We start from the raw sequence: 25,270 nt of genomic DNA on the forward strand, positions 1-25,270 counted from the left end.
CGCGCACCCTAGATCGACCTGCCTCCGCCGCCGGCCCCCTGGACGAGCTCGGCCGTGCAGAACGCGCACCGGGTGGCACCGATGTGGATGGAGGACAGGCAGTGGGGGCAGACCTGGGTGGCTGCCGGCTCCTCGGCGGTGGGCTTGTACCGCGCCATGAGCTTGTTGACGGGGATGACGACGAAGAAGTAGATCGCCGCGGCGATCAGCAGGAAGGCCAGGATGGCGTTGATGAAGTCCCCGTAGAGGAAACGACTGCCGTTGATGGTGAAGTACAGCCCGGAGAAGTCGGGCGTTCCGCCGAGTGCCCCGATGATCGGTGTGATCAGGTCCTTGACGAGAGCGGTGACCAGAGCCCCGAATGCCGCGCCGATGACGATGCCGACGGCAAAGTCGACCACATTGCCTCGCAGGATGAAGTCTCGGAAGCCTTTGATCATCTCCTGGGTCCTTTCGCCCGGCACGTCCGTGCCCCGCCTCAGCAGTCACGTTCCGGGCTGGAGGAATGCTCGACAAGCGTTGTACGGCGTTGCAGGACTACGCCGTTCGACTGACCCGACGCCGAGCCGCGGAGGACGCGGACCCGCCGATCGACACGGGTGCGGTCCCCCAGGTCAGGCCGCGTTGCCCTCGGCGTTGACGGCCTCGGCGTTGACGGCCTCGGCGATCCCTCGAGCAAAGGGCCGCAAGAATTCCGAAGTTCAACCGGAGGACCGCCTGCTGGCCCCGGCGTGGACGATGTGCACCTCGGAGAGCACCACGCGTGCACGGCGAGGCGGCCGGGCGGCGCCCAGGATCCCCACGCCCGCACCACGCGAGAGGTGGACGAGTCCCCGGGTTGCCGGACTCACCCGCGCTGCCAGAGTGATCCCTACCGAAGCCCCCTTGGAGGTGTGACCCATGAGCCAGCCCCCGAACTACCCACCACCGCCGCCGGCACCGCCGGCCCAGGCGTACGGACGGCCGCCGGAACGGTCTTGGCCTGGCCGCGATGATCGTCGGCATCGCGAGCTTCTTCGTCCTCGCCCCGCTGAGCTCGACGGGCGCGATCATCCTCGGCGTCCTCGGCCTTCGCAAAGCTCGGGCGGGCCAGGCGACGAACCGCGGCCAGGCGCTGACAGGGGTGATCTGCGGCGCGGTCAGCCTGGTGCTGAGCCTGGTCGTCATCATCTACGTCCTTGCCGTGCTGTCGCACAACGCCAAGACGTCCCCCTAGGACGCGTCGCGGGTCACGCTGGACCACGGCTGGTGGCGGTGCAGGATTCCCGCCAAAGCAGGGCCAGGTCCCGCCACATTCGACGTCCCAGGCGTGAACCGGAGCCCTCGCGCGAGGGAGCGCTGCAAGATCCGGGTCATGACCACCATCCACGCCCGACTCCTGCTCGCCGAGCGGGACAGCCTGCTCCCGATGCTGAGGCGGACCCCCGAGGCGGCCTTCGACCTGCCGACCGTGTGCACGCTGTGGTCGGTGCGCGACGTGATCGCGCACTGCGCCTCGGCCCTGATCCGCGTGGTGACCGGCACCGAGCACGCCTTCAGCCCGGCGGACAACCAGGCCGACGTCGACGAACGCAAGGGCTGGCCGCTGTCGGAGCTCCTCGCCGAGCTGGAGCGCGCCTACGCCCTCGCCGCCGCCGCGCCGTCGGTGGCTCGCATCGCGTTCGGCGAGTGGGTGCATGGTGGGGACATCCGCGAGGCACTCGGCGAGCCCGACGCCTACGCCAGCCCCGGAGTCGACGACGCCCTGGTCATCCTGTCGGGGTACAGCGCTCGACTGGGCCTCCCGCCGACGGATGTGCACCTCAGTGACAGGCCCGAGGTGCTGCGGCTGGGTGACCCGGACGCCCGCGCGCTCGGGCGGCTGCGCACCTCGACCGCCGGCGTGTTCCGTGTGGTGGCCCACCGGCGACCCGAGCGTGCCGTGGACGAGCTCGTCGGAGTCACCCTCGCAGACCTGCGCGTCTTCTCCTGACCGGGGAGGAGCGCAGCTGAGCCGCAGTCAGGCTGGGGGGCCGGCTCCGGCATACCGGCGCTGCGGGTGGGCTGGCGGCTGCCGCCGTCAGCCCATCCGCTCGGCCAGCGAGACGACGATCCCCTCCGGCCCGCGCACGTAGGCCATGCGCCAGGTGTCCTCGTGCTGACCGATGCCGCCGACGAGCCCGTAGCCGTCCTCAGCCAGGCCGTCGACGGTCGACTGGAGGTCGTCGACCTCGAAGCAGACGTTGCGCAGACCGAGCTCGTTGGCCATCGCGTTGGACGACCCGGGCTCGTGGTCGGGCCTGACAAAGCTCGAGAGCTCGATCGCGGTCCCTCCGCCGGGTGGCCGCAGCATGACGATCTGCGTCCGCGAGTCCGGGATGCCGATCACCGTGTCGATGAACTCGCCCTCCACGAACATGCTGCCCTCGACCTCGAGACCCAGGCCGACGAAGAACGCCGTGACGGACTCGAGGTCGGAGACCGTGATCCCCACGTGGTCGAACCTGATGCGTGCCATGACGGTCATCCTCCAGTGCTCACCTGGTCTGTGGTCAACGGACGACGCCGACCTCAGTCGTCCATCGCTTCGATCCCGAGCTCGTCGAGCTCGGCCATGCGCTCGCGCATGTGCGCGATCAGCTCCGCCGGAGGGCGCTCCCAGCCCGTGATCTCCTCGACGACCCGCAGTGGCTCGGTCGTTCGGTAGGACCGGGTCGGGTTCCCGGGGAAGCGCTTGTCGGTCACGTTCGGGTCGTCCTCGATCCTGCCGAGTGGCTCGACCCGGTAGACCCGTCCCGGCCCGTCGCCGCGCGCGAGCTCGGCGGCCAGTGGCGCGCCCTCGCGCGTGGCCGTCAGGTAGATGTGCCTGGCCTGACGCCCCGACCCGTAGTTGGAGCGCCAGCCCGGCGTGAGCAGGTCACCCGGACGCAGGTCGGCTCTGGTCCCGTGGAAGAACGGCCCGGAGTCGTCGACCACGCGCGGCGTCGGAGGTGGGTCGCGCAGCAGGCTGTCGAGCCGTGCCATGAGGACCGCGACCCGGGTGCGCCCCTTCGGCGCCCGCGGGTAGCGGGTCAGCACGTCCAGGACGACCGGCGTGGCTCGCTTGGCGGCGGCGGTGACCACGTACTCCGCGACCACCGGGTCATCGCCCCGTGCCAGCTCGGCCGCCCGGGCGGCGTGGGCGGCCGACCCCAGGATGTGGCGCACCTGGGTCGCCTTCGCCAATGGATGGAGGTATGCCGCCGCCGCGGCATCTCCTGCAGCGCTCGCTGCGTGCCGGGCGGCTTCGGTCGTCGCGTCCCCGGCCGCGCGGTGGGCGTCGGCTGCGGCGGCCCGTTGGAGGCGCGAACGCGGCGCCCCCTCGGCGAAGACTCGCGCGGCCTGGAGGGCCGCCGCCGGGCGAGGGTCATCGGGCCGGTCCTTCTGGAAGACCACGAGGGCAGGTTCGGCGCACGCCACGGCATACCCCGCAACCGCCCGCAGCTCGTCCAGCGTCAGCTCGAAGTCCCCCGAGGATGTCTGCATCTCCTGGAGTTTCGCACAGCGCGCCGGCCCGGCGGTTTCCGTTGGCCACGCCGCCTCGACAAGGGTCCCTTGGCAGGCGGACTGAACGGTGCTATCCCGGTGATATCACTTTTCAGAGGAGGCTCTCATGAGCGGTACCGAGCAGCCGATTCCCGGACCCGCCCCGCGCGCGGAGCCCGTCGGGCACCAGGGGGCCCGGGTCGACATCACCCAGCGACCGGCCCTCGCGATCACCGGTTGGGCCGGCGTCGTCGTGCTGATCGCGTTGGGGTGGTGGTCCTACTCCGCGGTGAAGGCGTCGTCCGCCTGGTCCTGGCTGCCGATCCTGCTGTTCGTGTTGGTCGCCACCTCGCTCGTGGTGGTGCCGCCGGGACAGAGCTCCGTGATCCAGTTCTTCGGCACCTACGTCGGGACTGTCCGCAAGCCCGGCTTCTGGTGGGTGCTGCCGCTGACCCTTCGACGCCGGGTCAGCATCCGGGTCCGCAACTTCGAGACCAACAGGCTCAAGGTCAACGACGCCGACGGGAACCCGGTCGACATCGCCGCCATCGTGGTCTGGCAGGTCGCGGACACGGCCCGGTCGACGTACGCCGTCGACAGCTACGAGAACTTCGTCTCGGTGCAGTCGGAGTCCGCGCTGCGCCACGTCGCCAACACCCACCCCTACGACAACGCCGAGGAAGCGGGTGCCTCGCTGCGCGGCGCGACCGATGTGGTCGCCGCGGAGCTCGCCCACGAGGTCGCCGAGCGGGTCTCCATCGCCGGGGTGGAGATCGTCGAGGTCCGGATCTCCCACCTCGCCTATGCCCAGGAGATCGCCCAGGCGATGCTGCGCCGCCAGCAGGCCAACGCCGTGGTCGCCGCCCGCAGCCGGATCGTCGAGGGCGCCGTCGGCATGGTGGAGATGGCCCTCAACCGGCTCAGCGAAGGCCAGGTCGTCGAGCTCGACGAGGAACGCAAGGCGAGCATGGTCAGCAACCTCATGGTCGTGCTGTGCGGTGACCAGCCGCCGACGCCGGTCGTCAACACCGGCTCGCTCTACAGCTGAGAGGGCGAGCCCTTGAGCGAACGACGGCAGGTGCTGCTGCGGGTCGATCCGGCGGTCCACGACGCCCTCATCCGCTGGGCCGACGACGAGTTCCGCAGCGTCAACGCCCACATCGAGATGTTGCTCCGACGCGCCCTCACCGACGCCGGCCGTATGCCGAGCAAGGCCGGCCCCATCCGGAAGCGTGGCCGGCCACGCACCCGCGACGGCTGATCGGCCACCGGCGTGGAAGCCCGCCAGGTCGAAGGCACTGGCATCGGCTGTCAGCGCGTGGTCGCCTCGACCAGGAGGAGGCGATTGCCCTCGGGGTCACGGAAGTACGCCATCGGCGGCACGAGGGCGATCACCGTGTACGCGCCGGCCGGAGCCACCTCGATCCAGCGGAAGCCCTCGCCGAAGTCGGTGTCCGTGCGCACCTCGAAGCCGAGCACGTCGCGGTAGAACGCGAGCGCGCGGTCCTGATCGCTCACCGCGAGGTACACGGTGCCCACGCCGGGGATGTGCTGTGCGGTGCCGGTGGCGGTCATGCGGTCGCTCCCTCGAGTCGGATTGACCACCCTGACGAGCGTTCCGTGCAGGGCGCTTCAGGCGCCGTGCCCGTACGCATCGTGGTAGTTCCACCACCGGTATGGCGCGGTCTGGGGGTAGCCCTCCGGCGAGTCCTCCCACTCCTCCTGGCGACCGAGCGCGGTGAGGTCGAGGTAGCTCCAGGTGCTCCCCATCGCCTCGTCGCCACGGCTGTTGACGAAGTAGGTGCGAAACACCCGATCCGCGTCGCGGATGAACGCGTTGGTGCCGTGCCACTCGTCCACGCCGAAGTCGGCGTCGAAGTCGTCCGTCAGCGTGTACCACGGGATCGACTCCCAGCCATTGCGCGCCTTGAGGTGCTCGATGTCCGCCTGCGGTGCCCGCGACACGAACGCCAGTGAGGTATCGCGGGCATTCAGGTGCGCCGGGTGCGCCACCTGGTCGGCGACCAGGGAGCAGCCCACGCAGGCACGGTCCGGGTATGCGCCGCCCGCAGCGAAGGTGGTGATGTCCGGCGCATAGAAGGCTCGGTACACGACCAGCTGGCGACGGCCCTCGAACAGGTCAAGCAGACTGGCAGTCCCCTTCGGCCCGTCGAAGCGGTAGTCCTTCTCCACGGCCATCCACGGCATGCGCCGGCGTTGGGCCGCCATCGCGTCGCGTGCCCTGGTGAGCTCCTTCTCCTTCACCAGCAGCCGCTGTCGGGCTTCCTCCCACTCCCCCGGCGAGACGATCGGAGGTGTCCTCATGAGCTTCCTCCCTCAATCCCCCAAGCACGAGACCGCACAGCAGTTCACGCTACGCGTCGAGCGTGCCTCGATCCATCCCCCGACGCTGGCGAGCGCAGAGAGCCCTCACCGGTGCTGCATCTCCCACGCAAGGTCGATGGCCGTGCGAACTGCGCCGGGAGGCGCGCGATCAAGATAGGCCTCGACCTTGTGGTGCGCCTCCAGGCGAGGCGGCACGCCGAAGCTGTCCGGGTAGGTCTCGAGCAGCGACTCGCGCTTGCTCAGGGGAACGCGAATCACCAGCGTGTTCTGGTCCTGCAGGCGCACGACCAGGCGGTCATGGACGTACCAGGCCGGACGCAGCGCGGTGCCCTTGCGCGTGACCTGCGGCAGCGACTCCGCGTACCGGCCAACCTCGTCAGGGGTCACAGGCTGAAGCGTAGGCCCGCGCCTGCATCCACACCTGCGAACAGACGCTCATCGGTGCGCATGCCTCGGTGAGCTCGATGACGGGCCGGCGCAGACAGTCCCGTGGTGCGTCCTGGTCGATCGGTTCCACTGGCGCGGCACATGCCACGAAGGGTCGCTCGGACGCCGTCCGGGCGCGACCAGTCGGTTCCTGTGAAGGTCCCCGAAGGTGGCGGCGGCCCGAACTGGTGCGTGGCACACTCCCGGCAGGGGAAGCCGGGTGCCCGCACCTGGCCGTAAGGAGCTCGGAGGGGACGTTCGATGGCAGCTGGGCGCGAAGACACACCGGCGCGGCCGTGGGGCTCGGTGCTCTCGTCGCCCTCCCCGAAGATCGCCGCCGTGCCGCGCAGCGCGCCGGCCGGGGCAGGCGTCCCTGTCAGCGCCGAGACCGACGCCCCACTCGTGGGCGAGCCCTTGCTGCAGCGGTTCCTGGCCAGCCTGCGCGCCCACTCCTCGACCGTCGAGTACGACCGGGCCAGCGGGCAGGTGACGTTGCGAACCTGGCACGACTGGACGTTGGGGGCACCGCTCACCTTCACCGTGATGCCCACCGCTCTGGCCCAGGCGTGCGCGGTTGATTCCGCCGCACGGGACGCCTACTACCCGAACGTGGACATCCTCACGGCTGGCCTCTACCTGCTGCTTGCGCACCTGGAACGACTCGTGTGCACCGGCCGGACCACGGGCCTCGCCTTGACCGCGAACGGCTGGTCCAGCGAGGAAGTTCAGGCTGCACGCCTGGCTCAGGTGCAGGCCGAGCTGGTCGCCCAGGGGCAACCGCCGGCGCGTCTGGGAGGCCGGCAGTTCGTCTACAACCCGGATGTCGATCACCCCGTCCCGGCGCGACGCAAGGCGCGCCGGCCTCGCCGAGACGCCTGAGCGCTTGGCCCGCCGAGACACGGGCATCACCGGCAGAGTCTCATCAAGGCGCGCCTGCACTTCGCGCCAATGCGATGAGGCCGCGGGAGACTGTTTGCCGTGACAGCTGACGAGGTCGATGCCTACCTGGCAGGACTCGACGAACCAAAGCGGGGCACACTCGAAGCCTTGCGACGATCCATCCGGGCCGTCGTCCCCGACGCCGAGGAGTGCATCTCCTACGGCGTCCCAGCGTTCCGGGTCGGCGGACAGGTGGTCGCCGGCTTCGCCGCGTTCAAGAACCATCTCGCCTACCTTCCGCACAGCGGGAAGGTGCTTGAAGACCTGGGCGATGTCCTTACTGGGTACGAGCGCACGACCGGCTCGCTCCACTTCGCGATCGACGAACCCCTCCCGGACGAGCTCGTTCGGAGTCTCGTGGAGGCGAAACTCGCACGCCTCCGTCGCTGAGCCAGGCCACCACGGTCTGAAGGCGACGCTGACCGGGCCGGTCAGGCCTCCACGGCCGCTTAGGCCCCGGCCAGGGGCACGGGGTTACGCCTTTGACGACGCACCGAGCGTGGTTTGCACCTTCTCCACGGCGAGCTGGGTGGCTCCGTCGATGTCGTCCGGCACGGCGCCGACGAACGTCATCGCCAGCTCGACGTCCTCCACTCGGGTGGTGACCATGGTGACCTCGAGACCGGAGGCGGGGCCCGACGTCATCGTCATCCGGGCCGCGGCTGGGTCCGACCCGAACTGCGGCGCGGACACCGACTCCACCTTGACGTCGGAGGTGCCGGCGCCGGGTATTGCGAGCTTGACGCTGTGGCACGACCCGAGGGCGGTGACCACGTTCTGCTGGGTTCCGGTGGCCGCGTCCACGGACTTCAGCGCGTCCAGCTCCTCGTCGATCTCCGGCCCGTTCTGACCACCGGAGAACGACCGGTCCGCGGAAGCGATGCTGCCAGGAAGGTGCGCGGCGTTGCTGAGCTTGACGAACGTGGCACAACTGGGGGCCGTGGACGAGGCCATCGGCTGGGCGCCGTTGTCCTTAGGTTGGACGCTGAACCCGGACGGCATGTCCTTGAGGACGAGCAGGGCCGCGGTCAGCTCCTTGGCGGTACGCGGGTGTGTGACCGGGGCCGTCGCCGACGCAGACGTCGTCGCAGCAGACGTCGGCGAGGCCGTGGTCGAGGACTTCGGGGTCATCGACTTCGCCGCGGTGGCGGAATGAGCGCATGCGGACACCGAGCCCACCAGAGCAAGGCCGAGGGCGACAACAGACAACTTGCGAACCACCGGGGACCCCCTGACCGAACGTGCTGCCGGCGACGGCCAGGCAGCGGGTAGATGTTGCCATACCGGCGCCGAAGCACGCGGCGCGTAAAGGCAACGGTCTTACAACGCCCGGAGCAATGCGCCGCCAGGGCCAACACGACACGGGCCTCTGACCCGCACGCAATCCCGCCCGTTCGATCGCCCGATTCACTCAGCGCGAGGTCGACCGGAACGCGGCGGAAAGACGCACTTCACGCATCGCGGCATGAGAGTTCTTCGAGGATGACCTGAGCGGGGCAGTACTGCCCGCTCATCTCTTCAGTCCGATTCGCAGACGCAGAGCTGGATCGCCGCATCCCCGGGGAGCACGGGCCGCCCTCGAAGGTGACGCTGACCTCCTGCGACGAGTGCGGGCAAGCTCTCGTCTTCATCCAGGGGTCGTACGGCTGGAGGACGGCAACTGGGACGAGATGCAGCGCGTGTGGCCCGGGGCAGTCAGCTGAGCAGCGAGGTCCCGCAGCCGCTCCGGGCGGAGCATGAGGAGGTGCGGAAGTGCCTTGACGCGAAGGCATACACCGCAGCCGTCGTGATGGTTCGGCGCACCATCGAGAGAAAACGCACTCGATGCTTTGGCTTTGGCAGAGGTCCTGCTGGACTACGTGTACGTCCTCACGGCCAAGTTCCGCGAGTTACGGAGCGGCGAGCCAAGAGGGACGAGGGGGCGACCGCGGGGGCCGAAACGGCCTAGCCGGCGAGCAGCTCGGCCCTGGAGATCGGACGTTGTCGCCGATGAGGGAATGACTCGCCCTGCCCTCGTGATCTCTGCGGGGCCCTTCGGATGTCAGGGCTGCGCCTCGTCGGGCACCTCGGGCTGCGATGCGCGGGAGGCTGTGGCCCCGCTCGGCTCAGGAGCCAGACGCCAGCCACGCGGCGAAAGACGCACTCACGCATCGCGGCAAATGCGTGCGTTTGAGTGAGTCAGAGCAGTTCAATGGTCTGGCCATGGCCGCCGGACCACGCAACGGGCCGGCCGTCCCAGGCCGTGAGGAACCGGTGCTGGGTGTCCTCCCGCCCGGCGGGGACCTGAGCGGCCACCGCGGGAAGCACCCCGGGCCCCTCGTTGGAGATCCAGTGGCCTGGCAGGGCCGTGACCTGGTCGACGAAGCGCTGCCGCTCCTCGGGGGTGATGTAGGTAAGGACCGCGCTGTGGAAGACCACCAGGGTTGCGTCGCTGGGGGCCTCGGCCGCGAGGGTGGCCACGTGGTCGTTGAGGTCGCCCGCCACGAGGAGGGCGGGGTCGTCTTGAGCGATGGTGATGGCGTCGTGGAGCCGGGCACGGCGCTCTGTCTGCTCCGGCCAGATCAGCGCCTCGAGCCAGCGCACATCATCCACGTTGGTGACGTCGAGCGGGTTCAGGTCGATGCCCGCGCGCCAGGTGACCTCCGGAAGCCGAGTGGGGGCCGTGAAGGCGCCTGCCGGCTCACACGTCAAGAGGGGTGCGTCCGGGTCTCCGACTGCGGTGTCGCTGTAGCGATACTGCCAGCGGTCGGGGTAGAGGCAGAGGCCCGCCGAGGCGCCAACCTCGAGCAGTGCGATCGGCCCATCGATCGAGGAGAAGAAGGGCAGCAGCGCGGCAGAGCGCCGCGGCTCGTTGGTCTGGGTGAGCCTGGTTCGCATCGTGGCGGCGAGCGTGTCCCAGTTCCCGAGCACCCACTCGGTGAAGGGCTCAGGGGCCTCGACCGGACCGCCCATGGCTCGTGTCGAGGCGAACAGCAGGTTCGGCTGGCGCTTGTGCTCGGGCAGGGTGTCGAGGCGGTCGATGATCTCGGTGCTAACGGCCACAGCTTGGGCGAGCCGTTCGTAGCTGGGTGAGTTCCCGGCTGCTTCGCGTACCGCGAAGCGGTTGTACCACTCGCTGGTGCTGATCGACATGGCACAACCCCCTGTTTCGACGTTCGCGACTGATCGTGCCGTATAGGACTCGCGCCGCAGCCGGCGGGCCCGACCGCGCCGACACCAATGCCCAACAACAGTCTCCGGCTCAATGCTCGACACCCTCAACTCGGCAGATCCGGAGAAGCGCCGGTGCGCCGACTGGCGGCGGAAAGACGCGGGTCTCTTCGGTGTCGTGTCCAGGCCTTGTTGGTGTGTGAGAGTTGTGACTGACCGGATTCGTATGGGCCTTTGCCGAGCTGGGAGGGAAGGTTCGCGCATGTGTGAGGGAGCCAGCGGGACAGAATTGGATGCGGCACTCGTTGCGCCCCGACCGGCTCTGGGTGATGCGATCGACCCGATCGGGTTGGAACCGGTCGACGAGGTGATCGTGACCACCCTGGTCGACAACGTGTATGACGCGCTGTTGCAGGGCGATGAGCGGACCACCCGCGTGTCCTTCGGTGTAGGCCTCGCCAAGGCACCGCAGTTTGAGGGCGGCGAGACGGCGGTGGGTCTTCGGGCCGAGCACGGTTTCTCGGCCCTGGTGACCGTGCGACGTGACGTGACCACGACGTCCCTGCTGTTCGACGCCGGCCTTTCGCCCGACGCGATGATGGTCAATGCCGACCGTCTGGGGATCGACCTGCTCGGGGTTCAGGGAGTGGTCCTCAGTCACGGTCACTTTGACCACGTCGGAGGGCTCGCGGGGCTAGCGACGAGGCGCGGAGGCCGGTCATTGCCGATGGTGGTGCACCCGATGGCGTGGACCCGTCGCCGATTGGCCGTTCCTGGTGCGGACCCCCTGGAGATGCCGACGCTCAGCCGGCGAGCGCTGGAGGCCGAAGGCTTTGCGGTCGTGGAGAGGCGTCAGCCGTCGCTGTTGGTTGACGACTGTGTCTTGATCACTGGTGAAGTTGACCGGACCACGGAGTTCGAGCGAGGGATGCCGGCGGCGCACGAGGCATGGACGGGCAGCGGGTGGCGACACGACCCCGACGTGGTGGACGACCAGGCACTGGTGGTCCACGTGCGCGGTCGTGGGCTGGTGGTCCTCACCGGCTGCGGCCACGCCGGAGCCGTCAACATCGTGCGACATGCGCAGCGGCTTACCGGAGTCTCTGCTGTGGCGGCGCTGATCGGAGGCCTCCATCTCAACGGCCCCGCGTTTGAGCCCGTGATCGGACCGACCGTCGAAGCGCTGACGGCAATAGCGCCAAGCCTGGTCGTACCCGGGCACTGCACGGGCTGGCGCGCACAGCACGCCCTCGCCGCAGCCCTCCCGAACGCCTGGACCGCCAGCAGTTCCGGATCGTCGTACCGGGTCGACGCGGCCTGACTGATGAGTTGGCCAGCACCGAAGTCGGCGGTCCCTTGTGGACGGGCAGTCATCGGTCTCCGGATCGATCTCAACGGCTGAGAGACACCATTGTCGCGGCGGAAAGACGCACTTCACGCATCGCGGCAGATCCGGACGATCCAGCCTCGCTCACGTCCCGGCAAGGGGGCCCCATCGAGGAACGCCTCACAAGAAGGCCGAGCGTCATGGTCGATCCTGGGCCCCACTGTCGGGAGGTGGCGGTTCAGCCCGGTCCGTTGGGGTGCGCGAGATCGTAGGCACGGGAGACCTTCTTGGGCACGACCATGCGCCAAGCGTCGACGACCAGCTCTCGGGCCTCGGTCGGCTCCAGTGCGGCAAGGTCGGCGTGGACCCAGTTGAAGCGCAGGTCCGATGATGACGGCATGTGGAACTTGTGCGGTTCGCTCGCGACGAGCGCGGTGCGCTCCTCCTTGGGGAACGCGAAGCCCATGACAGCTTCGTCGAGGGAGAACGCCACGTAGACGATCTGCTTGACGCGGAACTTCAGCCTGCCGCGTACGTAGACCGGGTACGAGCGCTCCAAGCCGGTGCCCAACGGCAGAAGGTCGTCGAGCGCCGCCATGCTCAGTGTCTTTCGGCGGTGCCGAAGGCACGTCGGCCTCCGGCACGCCGATCCGCACCGGAAACTCGCCCTGCTGGGGTCTTGTCCATCGGTATCTGCTCCTCGGTGGGATGCCTAAACAACATCGACAGCACCCGCGGCCCGGACTCATCGGCTCTGCAGGCGTCCCCCGCCTAGTCTGAGGCAAGCCGACTGTCGGGCGCGATACTCGTCGTACGGGCAGCCAGCCTGGCGGCCAGATGGCTCGTCTCGTCGGGGTGGCTCTCGCGTCCGCGTGATCGTTTGCCTGCTCGTGGCGGCGGCCGCATTCCTCCTTGCCGGTCGTGATTCGACTGTCGGCAAAGACCCACTTCACGCATCGCGCAGATCAGTGCGTTCCCGGTAGCTCGCGAGAACGTTCGAAGGTGCATCCTGAAGGTCAGGGGTTTCCAGGAGGCACAAAGGAGCAAGCGTTTCATCGATGAGGTCGACGACTGGCGCCATGCATGAGCGCTTGGTTTGGAGGTCAGCGATGAGGGAAGCCTGGGAGCGCTTGATCGTCGGGCCGACGGACGCGGATCGATCGGTCCTGCTGTTGCCGGGCGGCGCCTGCTCGGCGCGGTCGTTCGACCTGGTGATGGCGGAGCCGACGCTGTCCGGTTTCCGCCTGGTGGCCACCACGCTGCCCGGCATGGCGGGCGCACCCGTGGCCGAGGAGGTATCCATCCCCGCAGTGGCCCGCCGGGCCGGAGAGCTGGCCAAAGGCAACGGCTGTGACGTGGTCGTGGGGTTCTCCTACGGCGCGACCATCGCTTTGGACATGGTGCTGTCGGGACATTTCCAGGGCCCTGTCGTGTTGCTCGGTCTCAGCCTGACGACCCCGGATGAGTCCACGTTCTTCCGGTACGCGGTACGGGCGTCACAGAGGTTGGGCAGGTGGCCGATGGCCATGCTGTTCCGGTCGATGCCGCTGATGGCCAGATCTGCCAAGACGACTGAGAAGCACAAGAAGGACCTGATCGAGGACTTCAAGGCGAACAGGGCTGGCGACGGGGTCCGGGTGTGCGGCGAGTACCTCGACTACATCGCCGCGGACCGGGACTTTGCCGCCGAGCTCGCGTCGTCGGGCAGCCGCGTGTGGGTCGTGCACGCCGAGGAGAAGGGGGACGGCGGCCTCACCGATGCCGAGCGCGCCACACTCGAGGCGGCTCCCAACGTGACCCTGGTGACGATCCCCGGCGCGGTGTTCCTCATCCCGGACGAGGCTCCAGAACGCACCGCCGCCGTCATCGCCGACGCATTGAAGCAGGCGTCCTGACCGACGGCCGTCAAGCAGGAGGCAAGTCGACAAGCAACACAACGGCTTGCGCGCTCGGCAAGACCGGAGGTATTCGCCTTCCGGTACGCACTGTTTGCCGTAGCATCCACCCATTCATGGAGTAGATCAGCGGCAGATCGCCCGGCTGTAGACCGGGAGGGCGCAGGTTCGAGTCCTGCCTCCATGTCGACATTGGAGGCGTTCAGCGGCCGGGCGCCCAGCGGTTCCCCGGGAGGGCGGGAGTTCGACCATCGCCTCCATGTCCACCTTCAAGAGATGGGGGCAGCGTGTCCGACGAGCCGCGCGCAACAGCATCGTCGTCGTACGCGATGGGGCAGCTGTGGCGCGCGATGGAGGCCGCGCGGTCGTCTGGCGACCGCGCGACGCGAGCACGGGCAGGCGCGAAGGTCGAGCGGTGGCAGGCAGTTCTGTCCGGGATGGCGACGGGCCATCTCGCCGTCGGATCAAGGACGCCCGTCGCGGACACGCCAGCGTGGGTCACGCTCGAGGTCGTGCCCGGTGGCTTCGCCACCGGGCGCTTTGTCGCGGAAGCCCCGCTCGACGCGGCGGAATGCGAGCGGCTCGCGAGCCTTCCCGCTGACGTACCGGGCACGACGGACCGCGAGCGGCTCAACCTGTGGTACCTGAGCGACGAGGGGCAGCGGGAGCTCCTCGCTGCGGTGGCCAGCACCCGGTTCCAGGTCGTCGTACCGGAACAAGCCGCGCTTCTGGTCGTCGCGTGGTTGCTCGAGAACGACCACGCCGAACCCGCGCTCGACCTGGTCGCCGAACTGCGGCCGCTCATGCATCGACTCCGGTTCACCCCGACACTGGTCGCCGTCCCTCGCCCCGCCGGGGTCGCCGTTCGACTGGAGCCCGTCGCGACGGTCGCTGAGCCGCTGCGCGCGGCGGCGACGCCGGAACAGATCGCGATGATGGGCCGGACCCTGCACACCTGGCACCCGCTGTACGACCGTCTCGTCGCGCTGTGGTGCGAGACCGTCGACGGCGAGCTGCCGACGCTCGACCCCAACGGTCGCGTCACCGGCGGCTGGCCGTGCCAAGTGTGGCCAAGCGACTGGCTTGAGCGCCGGCGGCAATGGCTCGCCGACTACGCCGCCGCTGATGCGCAGTCCCCGGGTGGTCGACACCGGCACCCGAGGAGCAACTTCGCCCGGCTGCGCACCACGCTGGACCGCGTCGACGGCGACGCGACGCTGCTGGCGCCGCGTGACGTGGGGTGGGTTCGGCGGGCGCTCGCGAACACGACCACGGCTCACGGTGCGCCGGGGAGTGAGCGGCGAGCCGCCCTGCGCGTTGCCCAGGCAGCCATCGCCGCCGCCCCGACCCACGCTGCGATCGCGCACGTGGTCGCTGCTCGGCTGGACCGACACCCCGCAGACGGCGGACTGCCCGCTCTCGCCCCCATCGCCCAGGACGTACGGCCGGGCGAGTCGCTGCACGTTGCTCCCGGTACGGCGGTGCCCGCCCACATCATCCGCAAGGTGATGCGGGCACTCGAGGCACCGGTGGAGGACCTCGTCGGGCTCGGTGTCATCACCTCGGGCGAGGTGCTCGCGCGCGTGCTGCCGCAGATCTCCTCGCAGGTACTGGCGGCGAACATCGCCGATCCCGACCTGGCAGCGGTCTACGCCCAGACGTACGCCGCGTTCCGCCGCCGACGGTCGCTGCTGCTGCTGAACCTCGAGCATCAGGTGCAGTTCGACGAGCTTCCCTGGGTCGGCGCCCTTTCGCCGTTCCGGACGCGCACCCGGGAGGCCGCGGACACCGCGCGGCAGACGCTCTCGCAGACGACGTTGCTGACCATGTCAGCGTTCCCGCACGCGATCCTGCCGAACCCGCTCGTACGCGAGATGGGCGCTCTCGCGGCGCAGGCGGAGGTGAAGCTGCCGCTCGTCGAGGAGGTCGCAGCCGACATCTTCACGGGGACTTTCACGGTGAAGTGGCGCCATTCCGCCCGCGTCGCGAGCGGCGCGCTGGACGGGACGTTGTACGCGCGCTACTACGACCTGCCGGCTGCCTCGACCTGGGAGGCGCCGGCGCCTCCGCCCTCCCGCCGCTGGTCGCCACGGCGTTGGGGTAAGGAGATCGCCGAGGACTTCGCCCAGCTCTGCCGCGTGCGCGCGGTCGAGGCCGGCGATGACCAGCGACGGCGCGGGTTCGTCGCCCGCAACGGAGCGGTGCTCGAGCAGAGCCAGATCCTGACGACTCACAACCTTGTTCAGCTCGTTCATGGTCTCGACCTGGATGAGCGCCTTGTGCACCTCGCTCCCGACCTCGCTGAGCGGTCGCTCACGTGGGTCGTGCAGCGGCAGTCGCAGCCGTGGCGCGAGTGGCACAGCACGCTGCAGATGCTGAAGAACACCGCGTACGCGTGGCGCCAGGCGGTCTTCTACCTGAGCTTCTGTCCGGCCGAGGCCCAGCTTCGCGCCATTGACCAGTTCATGTCGACGTTGCCGGCGGAGGGGCCGGCGGCAGGGCTGCGGGCCGTCGCAGACGGGCTGGCGCATGTGGCGCGCGGTGGACGGTTCGATGAACGTGGGTTCGCCGTCGGTGGGACCGGACGACGGTTCCTCGGATGGTCCGTCGGGCGTCACTGGCTGATCCCCAATGGGATGTTCGAACGCGCCTCAGCGCGGGTAAACCGACCGTGAGCCAAATGGGCCGGCCCCGGGCGACGCACGCGATGACGGTGAACGGCCGGTCCACCGGCGAACTCCAAGGCGATCGCGGCCTGACGCCGCAGCAGCACCTGCGGGAGGTGGTGTCTCGCCTCGACGGGGTCGCGTTCTACGCGCTGTGCGTGTGGGCGATGCCGCCCGGCCAGAGGCTGGATGACGTCGACCTTCGCCGCTGGCCGCAGGAGTACCTGCAGGCCCGCCGGGTCCCAGGAACGGATGACCCTGGAAGTGCGCCGCCTGGTCAACGGCGAGCCCTTCCAGCACGTACTCGGACATCGCTTACCGGACCGGGATGGCGCGGAGGCCGCGCCGGACGAGGTCATCGGCTGGAATGGGCACACGACGGCAGTGGGCCCCCACGAGGTGTTCACCGGAACGGAGGCCGCTGACGTATTCAGCCACTACCTGGCCACCGGGTGGGTCCCCGAGTCGCTTGGTCTGCGACACCTGCGGCTGTAGCGAACCAGCGCGAGGTTGACGCAGAGCGACGGTCGGGTACGGCTCCGACCTCAGCGAGGCCGACAAGGTCTGGGTCGATAGCGGCGGACCGTCATCAAGGAGGACACCGAGATGCGGGCCGTCGCCGTCCACAACAACCGGTCCCAGTTCGAGATGGTCCTCGAGCAGAAGATCAAGGACCTCCTCGTTGACCGGCACAAGAAGAACGGCGTCCTGTTCGACATGTTCTTCGCCACGCCGACTTCCAGAACGCCCTGATCCGCCACCTGGCCGGGACCTACGACGAGTTCCGCACCGAGGCGGCGGGATGACGGTGGTCATACGCCGTCGGCCGCGCCTGGTTCGTCCACTACGCTGAGCGTCCGGGCTGACGGGGCCGGGTTTTCTGAGGGTTGTCCGGACTGAATCCCTGAACCCCCGGGCCTCTGGGGGTGCGGATTTCAACGCTGAACTGCGGATACTTCTTGTTCGGCGCGGGCTCGGGCAGGTCCGCGGGAACGCACACAGCCTCGTTCGGGAACGGGTCGAGCCAAAGGTCGGCACCCGCCAGGTTGGCGCGGATCGACTTCGTCATCGTCCGCTGAGGTGGGCCGCACGCAACTCAGGGAGCGAAACGAAGCCCCGGGTCTGGGCGGAGAACACCCACCGCTCGGCGGCCGGCCGCTCCCTGGCCCAACGTAGGAGGTGCTCCCACGACCCGGAGTTCATGTACTCGCCGGTCACCGGTGTCTGGGGTGGCGCGGGAGCGGCCCGGCGGGCGGCGCCGTGTCCGTGGGGGAGGGCGCCCGCCGGCGCCGGGGTGCATCCGACAGCGGTTGCCACCGGGCCCAGGTCTCGTCGGGCAGGGACAGGATGCGCAGGGCGAGGCCGACCAGCGCGGCGCCGAGCAGGGCCGAGGAGACCACGGCAATGGCCTGGCTCGACGTTCGCCACTGGTAGGTGCCGGGGGGTGGCGCGTTCGAAGGGAGGAGCGGGACTGCCGCGGACAGCAGCAGGGCGACCGGTACCCACACTGGGGTCGCCCGCCGCGTCCACAGCCCCACGGCCATCAGCACCCACCCGAGGATCAGGCCGCCGACCTCGCCGACGTAGACCAACGTCGCCCAAGGGCTCTTCTGCGCGGTCGTCAACAGATCCAGCGCCCGGTCCGGGTCGACCTCCGCTCCCGCCGTCTCGACGAGGACTATGAGCCAGTGGCCGGCCATCAGGACCGAGCCCATGATCACCAGCCCGGCACCGAGCTGGCCGAGGGTGACCCGCCGACCGCGCAGCAGGTGCAGGACGCCGATCAGGCCGAACACGGTGGCGGCGGAGCCGAGCGCGTTGAGCACCCCGGAGGCCTGGTATCGGTTCGCGGCGGCGGCGACCTCTCTGAGGTAGGCCCGCTCGTCGGGGGCCCAAGCAGGCTCGACGAGGCTGGCGGCGAGAAAGCACATTGCTCCCAGCACCAGGCACATGGCGGCGGAGGTACGGGAGAACTCGACCGAGTCGTTGATCTTGAGCATGGGCCCCTCCTGATGCATCCCCATCCCGTCCAGTGCAGCGTCCGGCATCCGGGGCCATGCGTGAAGGGACCTTCAGGCGGCGCTGTGGAGTTGCGGTGGCAGTTCACCACCTCGCTCGGCATGACGAGCGTGCGCACCTCGTGCGCCTGGTCGTGCCCCCAGCCCCACACCCGATGCGGGCACCGGATGCCTCTTCGCACTGGCGGTCAATAGTGAGCGAGGATCTGCGCAACGGGGTGGCCGAGGAGTTCAGCCAGCCTCGCGAGCTCCACTGTGTCGAGTTCGTATTGCGCTCGAGTTGGGTTCATGGCGCTCACCTCGAACCTCGCGAAACCGATAGGCCAGTCGTAGTGCAGACGGTTAAGTGGTACGACGGCAGCGCAGCAGGGCACTGTCGCGTCCAGGTGTTCGAAGCTCGGGCCGCCATTTTCCCTGACCAGGTCGCCGAGCCAGTTCAGACCGATATCCCGGCTGCAGCGCGCGCATGTGATCTGGCTGGTGTTCTCGCCTGCGTCGATCAGGGTCATCCGGTCGTAGAACTCGTATTCCACCTCCTCGACATCGCCGCCGGAGCCCGAGAACAAGCTCGCCACGTAGGCAGCGGCGGCGGCTGCTGCCTCGTGGGTTGGCTGCCAGTCCGGGTTCGTAGGGATCAGGCGGATGTAAGAGTCGCTCACAAATGCTCAGCATGCCGGGTGCCGTCGACGCAGGATCAGTCGAGCCGCCGTGCTCTGTGTGAGCCACGCTCCTGCGGCCCACGGTATTGCGGCAAGGCGCGCTCGGCCGCGTTCCTGGTCTTTAAGCGACTGCCCGACCGGCTGAGGCGGCCGAGGCCCGAAGGCGGCGCGCGGCTAGCCGGCGGTCCATCTCGAGCTCCAGTGCGCTCAGCCGCTGCATCCGACCGGCTCCGGTTCCGGCCGTCTCGACTGCGACCCGGGCCTGCGCCACAGCGCGCAGAAGGTCGGCGTCGCTGAGGACATTTTCGAGCAAGACGGTCACGATAAGCCCCCTGATTTCCGAAGATGCGTCAGAAGTTATTGATGAAAGCGCTACCAGATCCGAGCCTTTCGCTGCATCTTGCGTCTTTCTTGAGGGACCGCCACTGAAAGGCCCGGGTGAGGAGCCGTCGATGTGGCTGCATGATCGCGGTCCGGACGCAGAACAAGTCGACTGAGGATTGCGGCATCGGGACCGTCGAGGCCGCCTCCCGCATTGTGTTTGGCACACCTGGCGGACCCGATGAGTTGTGAACTGCCGCCACAGCCGAGTTGCGGTTGCCGGGCAAGAGGCAGCGCGGTGCCGAGGCGGCTATTGAGACCAGCCGGAGCACCCCGTGCGCCAACCTCTTGTGACGGAGGTCACTTCACCCCTACATTCCTCGGCACGCGAGACCATCGACCGTCGGGGGGACCACTTGAAACTTCGCATGCTCACCAGTGCCGCCATCGGGGCGGTGTGCCTGGCACTGCTGGCCACAGCCATACCTGCAAACGCGGAAATCGCCGCCTACTCCTTGCCGGGTGGTTCGGCTTACCACGACGGGAACCCGGACAACCCCGACTACGCCTGCACGATCGGCTTGAACGTCAACAACTCCTCAGGCGACCGGGTAGCGATCACGGCCGGGCACTGCGGCAAGGTCGGAGAGACCGAGTATGTCTCCGCCCAGCTCGGCACCATCAACCGGCGCGTCTTCGGCAGCGGCGGCGACTACGCGGTGATCGGCAAGGCCACCGGGACCCCGTACACGCTGCCTCCTCGAGTCATCACGGCCAAGGCCAACGGCGAGACCTTGCCGGTGCGCAAGGTCGGCACCCCGGTCTCGGGTGACTACATCTGCTGGACTGGCGGCAACAGCACCTACACCCACTGCGGGACGATCTTCCAGACCAACGTGGCCACGAGCTACAACGGCGTGACGGTCCAGAACACGTTCCGACTCACCGGCTGCGCCCATCAGGGTGACAGCGGCGGCCCGATGTTCTATACCGCCCACGACTCCGCGACCAACTCGGACTACGCCGTCGTGGTCGGCATCTTCGTGGCGCTGTCGAACGAGTCCAACTGCGACGCCCGGACCGTGGTTGGCCAGCCGATCATCCCGATCATGAAGGACTTCAACCTCACCCTGCCGTGACCGTCCGATCGTTAGCGCCTCTGGGGCCGCACCAGGTTTGGTGCGGCCCCGTGGGTGACCGGCCCCGTCGCGGCGGCATGGCTCCGAAGCCAGTAGTGCCGCCGCAGTCCGCCAGCGACAGCGCCTCTCAGGCGCCGCCCGCACTCCCGATCAGAGTCCGCACCTGGTCGAGCACACCGGCGTCCAGGTAGCTGAAGCTTTGGGGTATCGCTGGCCGTGGGTTGAGTTCGGCAAGCTCCACGGGGTGCGACAGTCGCTGAGGCTGCTCAACCCGGAGCGCGACCGCGTGTTCGTGGTCGGCAAAGTAGGCGAGGAAGGCGGGGCGCCCGATGGCTCACCGCCGTCGCCCGCCGCTCGCCCGGCAAGACCCGAGGTATGCGGCTTCCGGTACGCAGTGTTTGCCGTAGCATCCACCCGCGCCCGGCACGCCCTGACGACCCGCCCGGGGGTGGACCCGGTTCACCTTCGGCACCTGGCTGGACGACCACACCGCGGCCTCGTTCACCTTGGGACAGGTCGACCGGCTCGGGCGACGGGTGGTGGACGCCGTACCCGCGCCGCTCGGCGTGCTGTTCGCCGGGTGGCGCCGTCTCACGCACGCGAGTCCGCGGCGGGACGCGCGGGTCTGACCATCCACCTGCTCCGCGAGCTGAGGGGCGCGGCCCACCTCTGCGCCATCGCGGCGTGCGGGCTGTCGCCGTTGGACGCGATCCTCGCTGCTCCGCCCCCCTCCGCGACCGGGAGCGGCCTACGCCGAAACGGATGGGATGGGTCGGTGCGTTCCGCGACCCGGCCGGGGTGCGTCCCGCGCCGCATCCCCCGGGACACACCGGAGGCGCCCTACTCTGCTCGGATGAACGGCTTGTCTCGAAAAAACCGGATCTCGCTAGCCGCGTTGACTCTACTTCTCGCGGTGGCCCGCCTGCTGACGGATCGCAACGACGCGGGGGGCCCTTGGACCATCGTCGCCGCGATCGCCCTCGCCGTCATACTCTTCGTGCTCATCGGGAGCCTCGTAGTGCGCGTCATGAGGCGGCGTCGCCTCCAGACGCTGCCGGTCGTCGATGAGGTTCGTCGCCAGGGGGCGACGGCCTTCATGTGCATCAAGGACCTCGATCCGGAGTACCTCGTCGTGTCCGTCGGCGCGCACAAGGACCTGACGGTCGCCCGGGTCCAGAAGGGCACCGCGGTGCCCTGGCTGACGTTCGGGGCGACGACGTACCAGCTGAGCCATCTTGCGCCCGGCACGTCGGCGCCGCGACTGCGGGTGCAGTCGCGGGAACAGTCTTTCGACCTGAACGTGATACCCGACGCACCCATGGCCGTCCGGCCGACGGCCGAGCAGCGCGCGCAGATGGACGCGGCGATCCAGCAGCTCATCACGGCCAGCCGCTGAGCCCCGCTCAGGGGTCGATCCACGTCCAGGTGCTCATGATGGCGTCGAAGAGCTCCACCGACAGCCGCGTCGACTGGCTCGCCGGGTCGCCGTCGCCCACCGTGCTGAACATGACCCCGATCCACGACCCCGGGCTCTGGGGCGCGGGCGTCAGGTAGTCGACGGACACCGTCGGCACGTCCACCTCGGGCACCACGTCGGGCGGGTGGACCCGCTCGGTGCGGACCCAGATGCTGTTGGCGGTGTGGACCGCCCGTGCGGCGGGGCGCTCCAGCATCTCGCCCATGACGAGCGCGGGATAGTTCTCCGCCGTCACCTCGGCCGGGGGCCGGACGTCCGGCTCGACCTCGGCGACGATGAACGACGACCCGTTGTGGAAGCCGTGCCAGGTCTCGGTGGGGAGGAACAGCTCGATGCCTCCGCTCTCGCGAGCCTGTTCGAGGGCCCCGCTGATCCTGCGGGCCAGGCTGCGTCGCATCGGCCCCACCTGGTCAGGCGGCATGTCCCGGGGCAGTTGCTCCATCGCCCGGTCGACCAGGCCCATCACCTGCTGCTCGGCGCCGCCACGGTTGCCCAGGTCGATGTGTGTCCAGGGCGGGGGGATCACCACTTCGTACGCGTGCACCTCAGTACCCCCGGACCCCGACGGACAGCTGCGCCAGCTCGTGGCCCAGGTCCGCACCGCGGGCCAGGTCGACGGTCGAGGTCGACAGCAGCAGGCACTCCTGCTTCTCGGGACGCAACCAGAACACCACGTCGTGGCGCTGGACCTGGAAGGCCGCACCGGCGGTGACATCCACGATCGCCCACAGATGGTGAGCCGGCCCCGAGGCGGTCTCCAGGCGGCCGAGCTCGATGGAGCTGCGGACCGGCCAGTTCTCGGCCAGGCCCCGGGCGAACGAGTCGGGGGTGGTGTCCCTGGCGACGCCGGCCACCCTCAGGGAGGCGACGGCCGCGGGGACGATCTCCGACGGATCGTCGTACCGGACCCACATCGCGACCAGTGGAGCGGAGTCGTCCGACGACTGGCGCGCACGCGACGCAAGAGTGGCCAGCAGCGGGATCGCGGACTCGTCCTGGTCCGGGATGCGCTGGCCCAGGTCGATGCGCAAGGCCTCGTCGGGCAGGTCGGTGCGCACAGGCGTCCAGCCCTCGAGGCCGTCGACGTCGAGCTGCCACACGGGGCTATCCCCCATGGGACTCGCCACCCTCGCTGGGACCCGCGAACCATACGAAGGTGTCCCTGGCCAGGTGGAGGTGGTCGATCACGTTCACGGCGACGTTCAGCTGTGAGAGGTGCAGCGCTCTCGTGGCGATGCTGCTCACCGCGGGGAAGTTCTCCATCGCGCGCAGCGAAGCCATGGTCTGGGCCAGCTCAGCGTCCCCGGCCAGGATCCTCATCCCGAGGTTGCCAGGGACCTCGATCGCCCGGTCCACGTTCTCCACGGCCTCGGCGATGTTGGTGGCCCGCTGCCCCTGGGCCCAGAGCTTCAGCGGGTTGGAGTCGCTGACGATGCGCAGCGCGTTCTTGACGTTGACGGCGAGCCCGTCCTCGGCCGCCGTGGTCGCGGCGGACCGCAGCGCCCCGCCAGCCAGGCTCTCGCCGCCCTTGGCTGCGGCGCCGAGGTAGCGCCCGGCGCCGAACGTCACCAGGCTCAGCGCGTCCAGGGCGATGGTGCCCCAGCCGACGCCATTGACTCCGGCGTCCATCTCGAGACCGTGCGCGGCAAGGAGTGCCCCGGGCAGCACCAAGGACGCGGCGAGGTCCACGGCGGTCGCGACCGCGGCGAATGTCTCGGGCGCGAGGCCCACGAGGGGGACCAGTCCTGCGCCGCCCGTCGCGATCACCAGGGCAACCAACGCGGCCAGGATGGCGGTGAGCTCAATGACCCGGACGATGATCTCGATCAGGTGCGCGTGGTCGTGCACCCACTTGCGCACGTGCTGGTCCCACCAGCTGTCCTTGACCTTGTCGTGGGCGGCGGCGTCGATCCTCTCGGCTACCCGCTTGGCGATCGAGCGGGTGTACGCCAGCTCGTCCTCAAGCTGACGGGTCAGGTGAGCAAGCTGGTCCTGGGCGCTGGAGTATCGGTCGGCGCGGTGACGGTCAGCGAGCCTCTCGGCGTCCGTCGCCGTGCTGGGCAACGGTCCAGACGACTGGTTGGCCATCATCGCGCGGTGCTCCTGCTCGGCCTGGGCTAGCAGGCTCCCGGTGACACGTCGCCCCTCGGCGAGGGCCGGCCCCCAGACGGCCAACTGCTCGGCGACGGTCTCGAACCGGTTCTGCACCTTGGAGAGCTCGCTCGAGATGTCGTTGGCACTGGAGGCCAGGCCCTCGGCGTACTCACCCTTCGCGTCGCCGTGGCCGATCGCGCGAAGCTTGCTGATCTGGCTGTTGATCGTCTCGGCCACGGACGTGTAGTGCCGCGACTGCAGGTGGACCTCGTAGTCGTCCCCGGGCAGGGGGTCGGAATCGTGGCCGAGCAGCGACCAGTCGCCGGCGCGCGCGCTCACTTCCGGTGCACCGAGACGCTGTGGGTGAGGGCTTGCGCGTTGTGCCGGTCGGCGTCCTTGAAGCTCGTCAGCGTCTTTTCGATCTTCTCGCAGCCGCTCTGGATCAGGTCGGACAGCTTCGCGCGGTGGTAGCCCCAGTTGGTAGCGAAGGTGTGCATCGCGGAGGAGACGTTGTCATCACCCCAGCAGTGCGAAGCGTCGGAAACGGCGGACTCAAGGCTGTCGAAGACCTGCTTGATCGACGCCAGGTCGGACTTCGACGACTCCAGCAGGTCGTAATCGACTACAAGATCGCTCACGTCTTCTCTCCCCCGATGGAACGATGCCAAGGTTGCCGACGGCAATCTACAGTGGGCGATCGAAGCCCGCGGGCGTTCCCGCCGACGGGTCGCCCAACGCCTCACACGCCATGAGCGGCCACGGAGGCTACCCGTTCTCAGGACACGGTTGGTGTGGTGGATCACGCCGCGCCGTCGGCGGCGGTGTGAAGTTCTCGAACGCGTGCGGGAGATTGATCAACGCCAAGTCAGGCGGCAACCAAGCGATCATCGAGGCGTGTGGCGCGGAGCGTCATGCGGCCATTGATCGGCAGCACCCCTGGACGACATCGACCAGTCAGGCGCTTGAGGCCGTTCGGCTCTATGCGCCCGAGAACGTAGTTGAGCTGGCCGACGCAGCGTGGAGTGCCATTCACAACGGCGGCAGCCTTCCGGCCGTAACCGCCATTGATGCATTCGAGGACGCGGTACTCGACGCGTTGGCAGACCTGCGCGCCGAGACTCGAGCCACGGCCGGCCTTATGTAGCCGCAAGGCGCCGCCAGGCCTGGGTTCGGCGCATGACCGTGGAATGGGAAAAGGTACTCGTTCACTCGGTGGATCCGGTGACCTTGGGGCAGTGGTGGGCCGGGCTTGGTGCGTCAATCTGGGCGAAGTGACGCACGCTCATCAGCGGATCAGGGAGCGTCTGGC

General features: G+C 69.0%; 29 protein-coding genes, 1 tRNA gene and 1 pseudogene. 15 read left to right on the forward strand and 16 right to left on the reverse strand.

Annotated features, from left to right (window positions below; genetic code table 11):
- Window positions 1-8 precede the first annotated feature (8 nt).
- Entirely contained in the window at window positions 9-440 is a 432-nt protein-coding gene (gene mscL, locus FB474_RS16420; protein ID WP_141789622.1) for a large conductance mechanosensitive channel protein MscL, read from the reverse strand.
- A gap of 542 nt (window positions 441-982) precedes the next feature.
- Here mscL and FB474_RS16425 point away from each other — a divergent pair.
- Both FB474_RS16425 and FB474_RS16430 read left to right on the forward strand, forming a co-directional pair.
- Window positions 983-1,216 carry a DUF4190 domain-containing protein gene (locus FB474_RS16425; protein ID WP_281286366.1) on the forward strand — a complete coding sequence of 78 codons (234 nt, stop codon included), beginning with the start codon at window positions 983-985 and terminating at the stop codon, window positions 1,214-1,216.
- Between the two features lie 138 nt (window positions 1,217-1,354).
- Window positions 1,355-1,972, forward strand: a complete 618-nt coding sequence (locus FB474_RS16430) for a maleylpyruvate isomerase family mycothiol-dependent enzyme (protein ID WP_141789624.1) — start codon at window positions 1,355-1,357, stop codon at window positions 1,970-1,972.
- Between the two features lie 87 nt (window positions 1,973-2,059).
- Here the strand turns inward: FB474_RS16430 and FB474_RS16435 are convergent, their stop codons facing one another.
- The 3 genes and pseudogenes from FB474_RS16435 to FB474_RS21520 all read right to left on the reverse strand — a co-directional run.
- A complete protein-coding gene (locus FB474_RS16435) occupies window positions 2,060-2,497 on the reverse strand; it encodes a VOC family protein (RefSeq protein ID WP_185746201.1) in 438 nt (145 codons plus the stop codon).
- 53 nt (window positions 2,498-2,550) lie between these two features.
- Entirely contained in the window at window positions 2,551-3,003 is a 453-nt protein-coding gene (arr, locus tag FB474_RS21515) for an NAD(+)--rifampin ADP-ribosyltransferase (protein ID WP_246092578.1), read from the reverse strand.
- Window positions 3,004-3,120: 117 nt separating this feature from the next.
- Window positions 3,121-3,504, reverse strand: a pseudogene (locus FB474_RS21520) (putative immunity protein); the annotation flags it as partial.
- Between the two features lie 127 nt (window positions 3,505-3,631).
- Here FB474_RS21520 and FB474_RS16445 point away from each other — a divergent pair.
- Together FB474_RS16445 and FB474_RS16450 are read left to right on the forward strand one after the other, a co-directional pair.
- On the forward strand, window positions 3,632-4,552 hold the full coding sequence (locus FB474_RS16445; RefSeq protein WP_141789627.1) for an SPFH domain-containing protein: 921 nt from the start codon (window positions 3,632-3,634) through the stop codon (window positions 4,550-4,552).
- A gap of 12 nt (window positions 4,553-4,564) precedes the next feature.
- Entirely contained in the window at window positions 4,565-4,765 is a 201-nt protein-coding gene (locus FB474_RS16450) for a type II toxin-antitoxin system antitoxin (protein WP_141789628.1), read from the forward strand.
- A gap of 50 nt (window positions 4,766-4,815) precedes the next feature.
- Here the strand turns inward: FB474_RS16450 and FB474_RS16455 are convergent, their stop codons facing one another.
- The 3 genes from FB474_RS16455 to FB474_RS16465 form a co-directional block, all read right to left on the reverse strand.
- Window positions 4,816-5,079, reverse strand: coding sequence for a VOC family protein (locus FB474_RS16455; protein WP_141789629.1), 264 nt, complete (start codon window positions 5,077-5,079; stop codon window positions 4,816-4,818).
- A gap of 57 nt (window positions 5,080-5,136) precedes the next feature.
- Window positions 5,137-5,829, reverse strand: a complete 693-nt coding sequence (locus tag FB474_RS16460; RefSeq protein WP_141789630.1) for a DUF899 domain-containing protein — start codon at window positions 5,827-5,829, stop codon at window positions 5,137-5,139.
- A 105-nt stretch (window positions 5,830-5,934) separates the two neighbouring features.
- Window positions 5,935-6,237 (reverse strand): hypothetical protein, encoded by a 303-nt coding sequence (locus tag FB474_RS16465; RefSeq protein ID WP_141789631.1) that lies wholly within the window; start codon window positions 6,235-6,237, stop codon window positions 5,935-5,937.
- Between the two features lie 300 nt (window positions 6,238-6,537).
- On the opposite strand from FB474_RS16465, the gene FB474_RS16470 reads away from it, so the two are divergent.
- Together FB474_RS16470 and FB474_RS16475 are read left to right on the forward strand one after the other, a co-directional pair.
- On the forward strand, window positions 6,538-7,155 hold the full coding sequence (locus FB474_RS16470; RefSeq protein ID WP_221632558.1) for a hypothetical protein: 618 nt from the start codon (window positions 6,538-6,540) through the stop codon (window positions 7,153-7,155).
- 99 nt (window positions 7,156-7,254) lie between these two features.
- A complete protein-coding gene (locus tag FB474_RS16475; RefSeq protein WP_185746202.1) occupies window positions 7,255-7,605 on the forward strand; it encodes an iron chaperone in 351 nt (116 codons plus the stop codon).
- An 84-nt stretch (window positions 7,606-7,689) separates the two neighbouring features.
- Here FB474_RS16475 and FB474_RS16480 read toward each other — a convergent pair whose 3' ends face one another.
- Both FB474_RS16480 and FB474_RS16485 read right to left on the reverse strand, forming a co-directional pair.
- Window positions 7,690-8,385 carry a hypothetical protein gene (locus FB474_RS16480; RefSeq protein WP_141789634.1) on the reverse strand — a complete coding sequence of 232 codons (696 nt, stop codon included), beginning with the start codon at window positions 8,383-8,385 and terminating at the stop codon, window positions 7,690-7,692.
- Between the two features lie 1,008 nt (window positions 8,386-9,393).
- Window positions 9,394-10,347: a DUF2332 domain-containing protein gene (locus FB474_RS16485; protein WP_221632559.1), complete on the reverse strand. Its 954-nt coding sequence runs from the start codon at window positions 10,345-10,347 to the stop codon at window positions 9,394-9,396.
- A gap of 280 nt (window positions 10,348-10,627) precedes the next feature.
- Between FB474_RS16485 and FB474_RS16490 the strand changes: the two genes are divergently transcribed.
- A complete protein-coding gene (locus tag FB474_RS16490; RefSeq protein WP_141789635.1) occupies window positions 10,628-11,686 on the forward strand; it encodes an MBL fold metallo-hydrolase in 1,059 nt (352 codons plus the stop codon).
- Between the two features lie 244 nt (window positions 11,687-11,930).
- Here the strand turns inward: FB474_RS16490 and FB474_RS16495 are convergent, their stop codons facing one another.
- Window positions 11,931-12,290: an MmcQ/YjbR family DNA-binding protein gene (locus FB474_RS16495; RefSeq protein ID WP_141789636.1), complete on the reverse strand. Its 360-nt coding sequence runs from the start codon at window positions 12,288-12,290 to the stop codon at window positions 11,931-11,933.
- Window positions 12,291-12,801: 511 nt separating this feature from the next.
- Between FB474_RS16495 and FB474_RS16500 the strand changes: the two genes are divergently transcribed.
- The 5 genes from FB474_RS16500 (at window position 12,802) to FB474_RS20845 (ending at window position 17,006) form a co-directional block, all read left to right on the forward strand.
- Entirely contained in the window at window positions 12,802-13,587 is a 786-nt protein-coding gene (locus tag FB474_RS16500) for an alpha/beta fold hydrolase (protein ID WP_185746203.1), read from the forward strand.
- Between the two features lie 115 nt (window positions 13,588-13,702).
- Window positions 13,703-13,774 (forward strand) — tRNA-Tyr (locus FB474_RS16505).
- Window positions 13,775-13,874: 100 nt separating this feature from the next.
- Window positions 13,875-16,262 carry a hypothetical protein gene (locus FB474_RS16510; protein ID WP_221632560.1) on the forward strand — a complete coding sequence of 796 codons (2,388 nt, stop codon included), beginning with the start codon at window positions 13,875-13,877 and terminating at the stop codon, window positions 16,260-16,262.
- A 243-nt stretch (window positions 16,263-16,505) separates the two neighbouring features.
- Window positions 16,506-16,748, forward strand: coding sequence for a hypothetical protein (locus tag FB474_RS16515; RefSeq protein WP_141789638.1), 243 nt, complete (start codon window positions 16,506-16,508; stop codon window positions 16,746-16,748).
- Window positions 16,749-16,859: 111 nt separating this feature from the next.
- A complete protein-coding gene (locus FB474_RS20845; protein ID WP_185746204.1) occupies window positions 16,860-17,006 on the forward strand; it encodes a hypothetical protein in 147 nt (48 codons plus the stop codon).
- 461 nt (window positions 17,007-17,467) lie between these two features.
- Here FB474_RS20845 and FB474_RS16520 read toward each other — a convergent pair whose 3' ends face one another.
- Entirely contained in the window at window positions 17,468-18,253 is a 786-nt protein-coding gene (locus FB474_RS16520) for a hypothetical protein (RefSeq protein WP_141789639.1), read from the reverse strand.
- 206 nt (window positions 18,254-18,459) lie between these two features.
- The gene (locus FB474_RS16525) at window positions 18,460-18,930 is read right to left on the reverse strand and encodes a hypothetical protein (protein ID WP_141789640.1); all 471 of its coding nucleotides are present in this window, start codon (window positions 18,928-18,930) and stop codon (window positions 18,460-18,462) included.
- A gap of 749 nt (window positions 18,931-19,679) precedes the next feature.
- On the opposite strand from FB474_RS16525, the gene FB474_RS16530 reads away from it, so the two are divergent.
- Window positions 19,680-20,390, forward strand: coding sequence for a S1 family peptidase (locus tag FB474_RS16530; protein WP_141789641.1), 711 nt, complete (start codon window positions 19,680-19,682; stop codon window positions 20,388-20,390).
- 853 nt (window positions 20,391-21,243) lie between these two features.
- Complete coding sequence (locus FB474_RS16535) at window positions 21,244-21,786, forward strand: hypothetical protein (RefSeq protein WP_141789642.1); 543 nt, start codon at window positions 21,244-21,246, stop codon at window positions 21,784-21,786.
- Window positions 21,787-21,793: 7 nt separating this feature from the next.
- Here FB474_RS16535 and FB474_RS16540 read toward each other — a convergent pair whose 3' ends face one another.
- From FB474_RS16540 to FB474_RS16555, 4 genes are read right to left on the reverse strand one after another with little or no spacing between them, the layout of a single operon-like run.
- Window positions 21,794-22,396, reverse strand: a complete 603-nt coding sequence (locus FB474_RS16540) for a hypothetical protein (RefSeq protein ID WP_141789643.1) — start codon at window positions 22,394-22,396, stop codon at window positions 21,794-21,796.
- A gap of 16 nt (window positions 22,397-22,412) precedes the next feature.
- The gene (locus FB474_RS16545) at window positions 22,413-22,982 is read right to left on the reverse strand and encodes a hypothetical protein (RefSeq protein ID WP_141789644.1); all 570 of its coding nucleotides are present in this window, start codon (window positions 22,980-22,982) and stop codon (window positions 22,413-22,415) included.
- Window positions 22,972-24,300 carry a serine/threonine-protein kinase gene (locus tag FB474_RS16550; RefSeq protein WP_141789645.1) on the reverse strand — a complete coding sequence of 443 codons (1,329 nt, stop codon included), beginning with the start codon at window positions 24,298-24,300 and terminating at the stop codon, window positions 22,972-22,974. The genes FB474_RS16545 and FB474_RS16550 overlap by 11 nt, the downstream gene beginning before the upstream one ends.
- The gene (locus FB474_RS16555; RefSeq protein WP_141789646.1) at window positions 24,297-24,599 is read right to left on the reverse strand and encodes a hypothetical protein; all 303 of its coding nucleotides are present in this window, start codon (window positions 24,597-24,599) and stop codon (window positions 24,297-24,299) included. The genes FB474_RS16550 and FB474_RS16555 overlap by 4 nt, the downstream gene beginning before the upstream one ends.
- A gap of 212 nt (window positions 24,600-24,811) precedes the next feature.
- Between FB474_RS16555 and FB474_RS16560 the strand changes: the two genes are divergently transcribed.
- The gene (locus tag FB474_RS16560; RefSeq protein ID WP_141789647.1) at window positions 24,812-25,105 is read left to right on the forward strand and encodes a hypothetical protein; all 294 of its coding nucleotides are present in this window, start codon (window positions 24,812-24,814) and stop codon (window positions 25,103-25,105) included.
- Window positions 25,106-25,270: the final 165 nt, after the last annotated feature.

The organism is Oryzihumus leptocrescens (assembly GCF_006716205.1).
GTDB lineage: Bacteria > Actinomycetota > Actinomycetes > Actinomycetales > Dermatophilaceae > Oryzihumus > Oryzihumus leptocrescens.

What these genes read in the sequence shown, in the direction of transcription:
- FB474_RS16435 (WP_185746201.1), bottom strand. Translation starts at nt 2,497, where the DNA reads ATGGCACGCATCAGGTTCGACCACGTGGGGATCACGGTCTCCGACCTC.
- FB474_RS16520 (WP_141789639.1), bottom strand. Translation starts at nt 18,253, where the DNA reads ATGCTCAAGATCAACGACTCGGTCGAGTTCTCCCGTACCTCCGCCGCC.
- FB474_RS16500 (WP_185746203.1), top strand. Translation starts at nt 12,802, where the DNA reads ATGAGGGAAGCCTGGGAGCGCTTGATCGTCGGGCCGACGGACGCGGAT.
- FB474_RS16515 (WP_141789638.1), top strand. Translation starts at nt 16,506, where the DNA reads ATGACCCTGGAAGTGCGCCGCCTGGTCAACGGCGAGCCCTTCCAGCAC.
- FB474_RS16445 (WP_141789627.1), top strand. Translation starts at nt 3,632, where the DNA reads ATGAGCGGTACCGAGCAGCCGATTCCCGGACCCGCCCCGCGCGCGGAG.
- FB474_RS16495 (WP_141789636.1), bottom strand. Translation starts at nt 12,290, where the DNA reads ATGGCGGCGCTCGACGACCTTCTGCCGTTGGGCACCGGCTTGGAGCGC.
- FB474_RS16485 (WP_221632559.1), bottom strand. Translation starts at nt 10,347, where the DNA reads ATGTCGATCAGCACCAGCGAGTGGTACAACCGCTTCGCGGTACGCGAA.
- arr (WP_246092578.1), bottom strand. Translation starts at nt 3,003, where the DNA reads ATGGCACGGCTCGACAGCCTGCTGCGCGACCCACCTCCGACGCCGCGC.
- FB474_RS16470 (WP_221632558.1), top strand. Translation starts at nt 6,538, where the DNA reads ATGGCAGCTGGGCGCGAAGACACACCGGCGCGGCCGTGGGGCTCGGTG.
- FB474_RS16535 (WP_141789642.1), top strand. Translation starts at nt 21,244, where the DNA reads ATGAACGGCTTGTCTCGAAAAAACCGGATCTCGCTAGCCGCGTTGACT.
- FB474_RS16430 (WP_141789624.1), top strand. Translation starts at nt 1,355, where the DNA reads ATGACCACCATCCACGCCCGACTCCTGCTCGCCGAGCGGGACAGCCTG.
- FB474_RS16460 (WP_141789630.1), bottom strand. Translation starts at nt 5,829, where the DNA reads ATGAGGACACCTCCGATCGTCTCGCCGGGGGAGTGGGAGGAAGCCCGA.
- FB474_RS20845 (WP_185746204.1), top strand. Translation starts at nt 16,860, where the DNA reads ATGCGGGCCGTCGCCGTCCACAACAACCGGTCCCAGTTCGAGATGGTC.
- FB474_RS16490 (WP_141789635.1), top strand. Translation starts at nt 10,628, where the DNA reads ATGTGTGAGGGAGCCAGCGGGACAGAATTGGATGCGGCACTCGTTGCG.
- FB474_RS16530 (WP_141789641.1), top strand. Translation starts at nt 19,680, where the DNA reads ATGCTCACCAGTGCCGCCATCGGGGCGGTGTGCCTGGCACTGCTGGCC.
- FB474_RS16455 (WP_141789629.1), bottom strand. Translation starts at nt 5,079, where the DNA reads ATGACCGCCACCGGCACCGCACAGCACATCCCCGGCGTGGGCACCGTG.
- FB474_RS16545 (WP_141789644.1), bottom strand. Translation starts at nt 22,982, where the DNA reads ATGGGGGATAGCCCCGTGTGGCAGCTCGACGTCGACGGCCTCGAGGGC.
- mscL (WP_141789622.1), bottom strand. Translation starts at nt 440, where the DNA reads ATGATCAAAGGCTTCCGAGACTTCATCCTGCGAGGCAATGTGGTCGAC.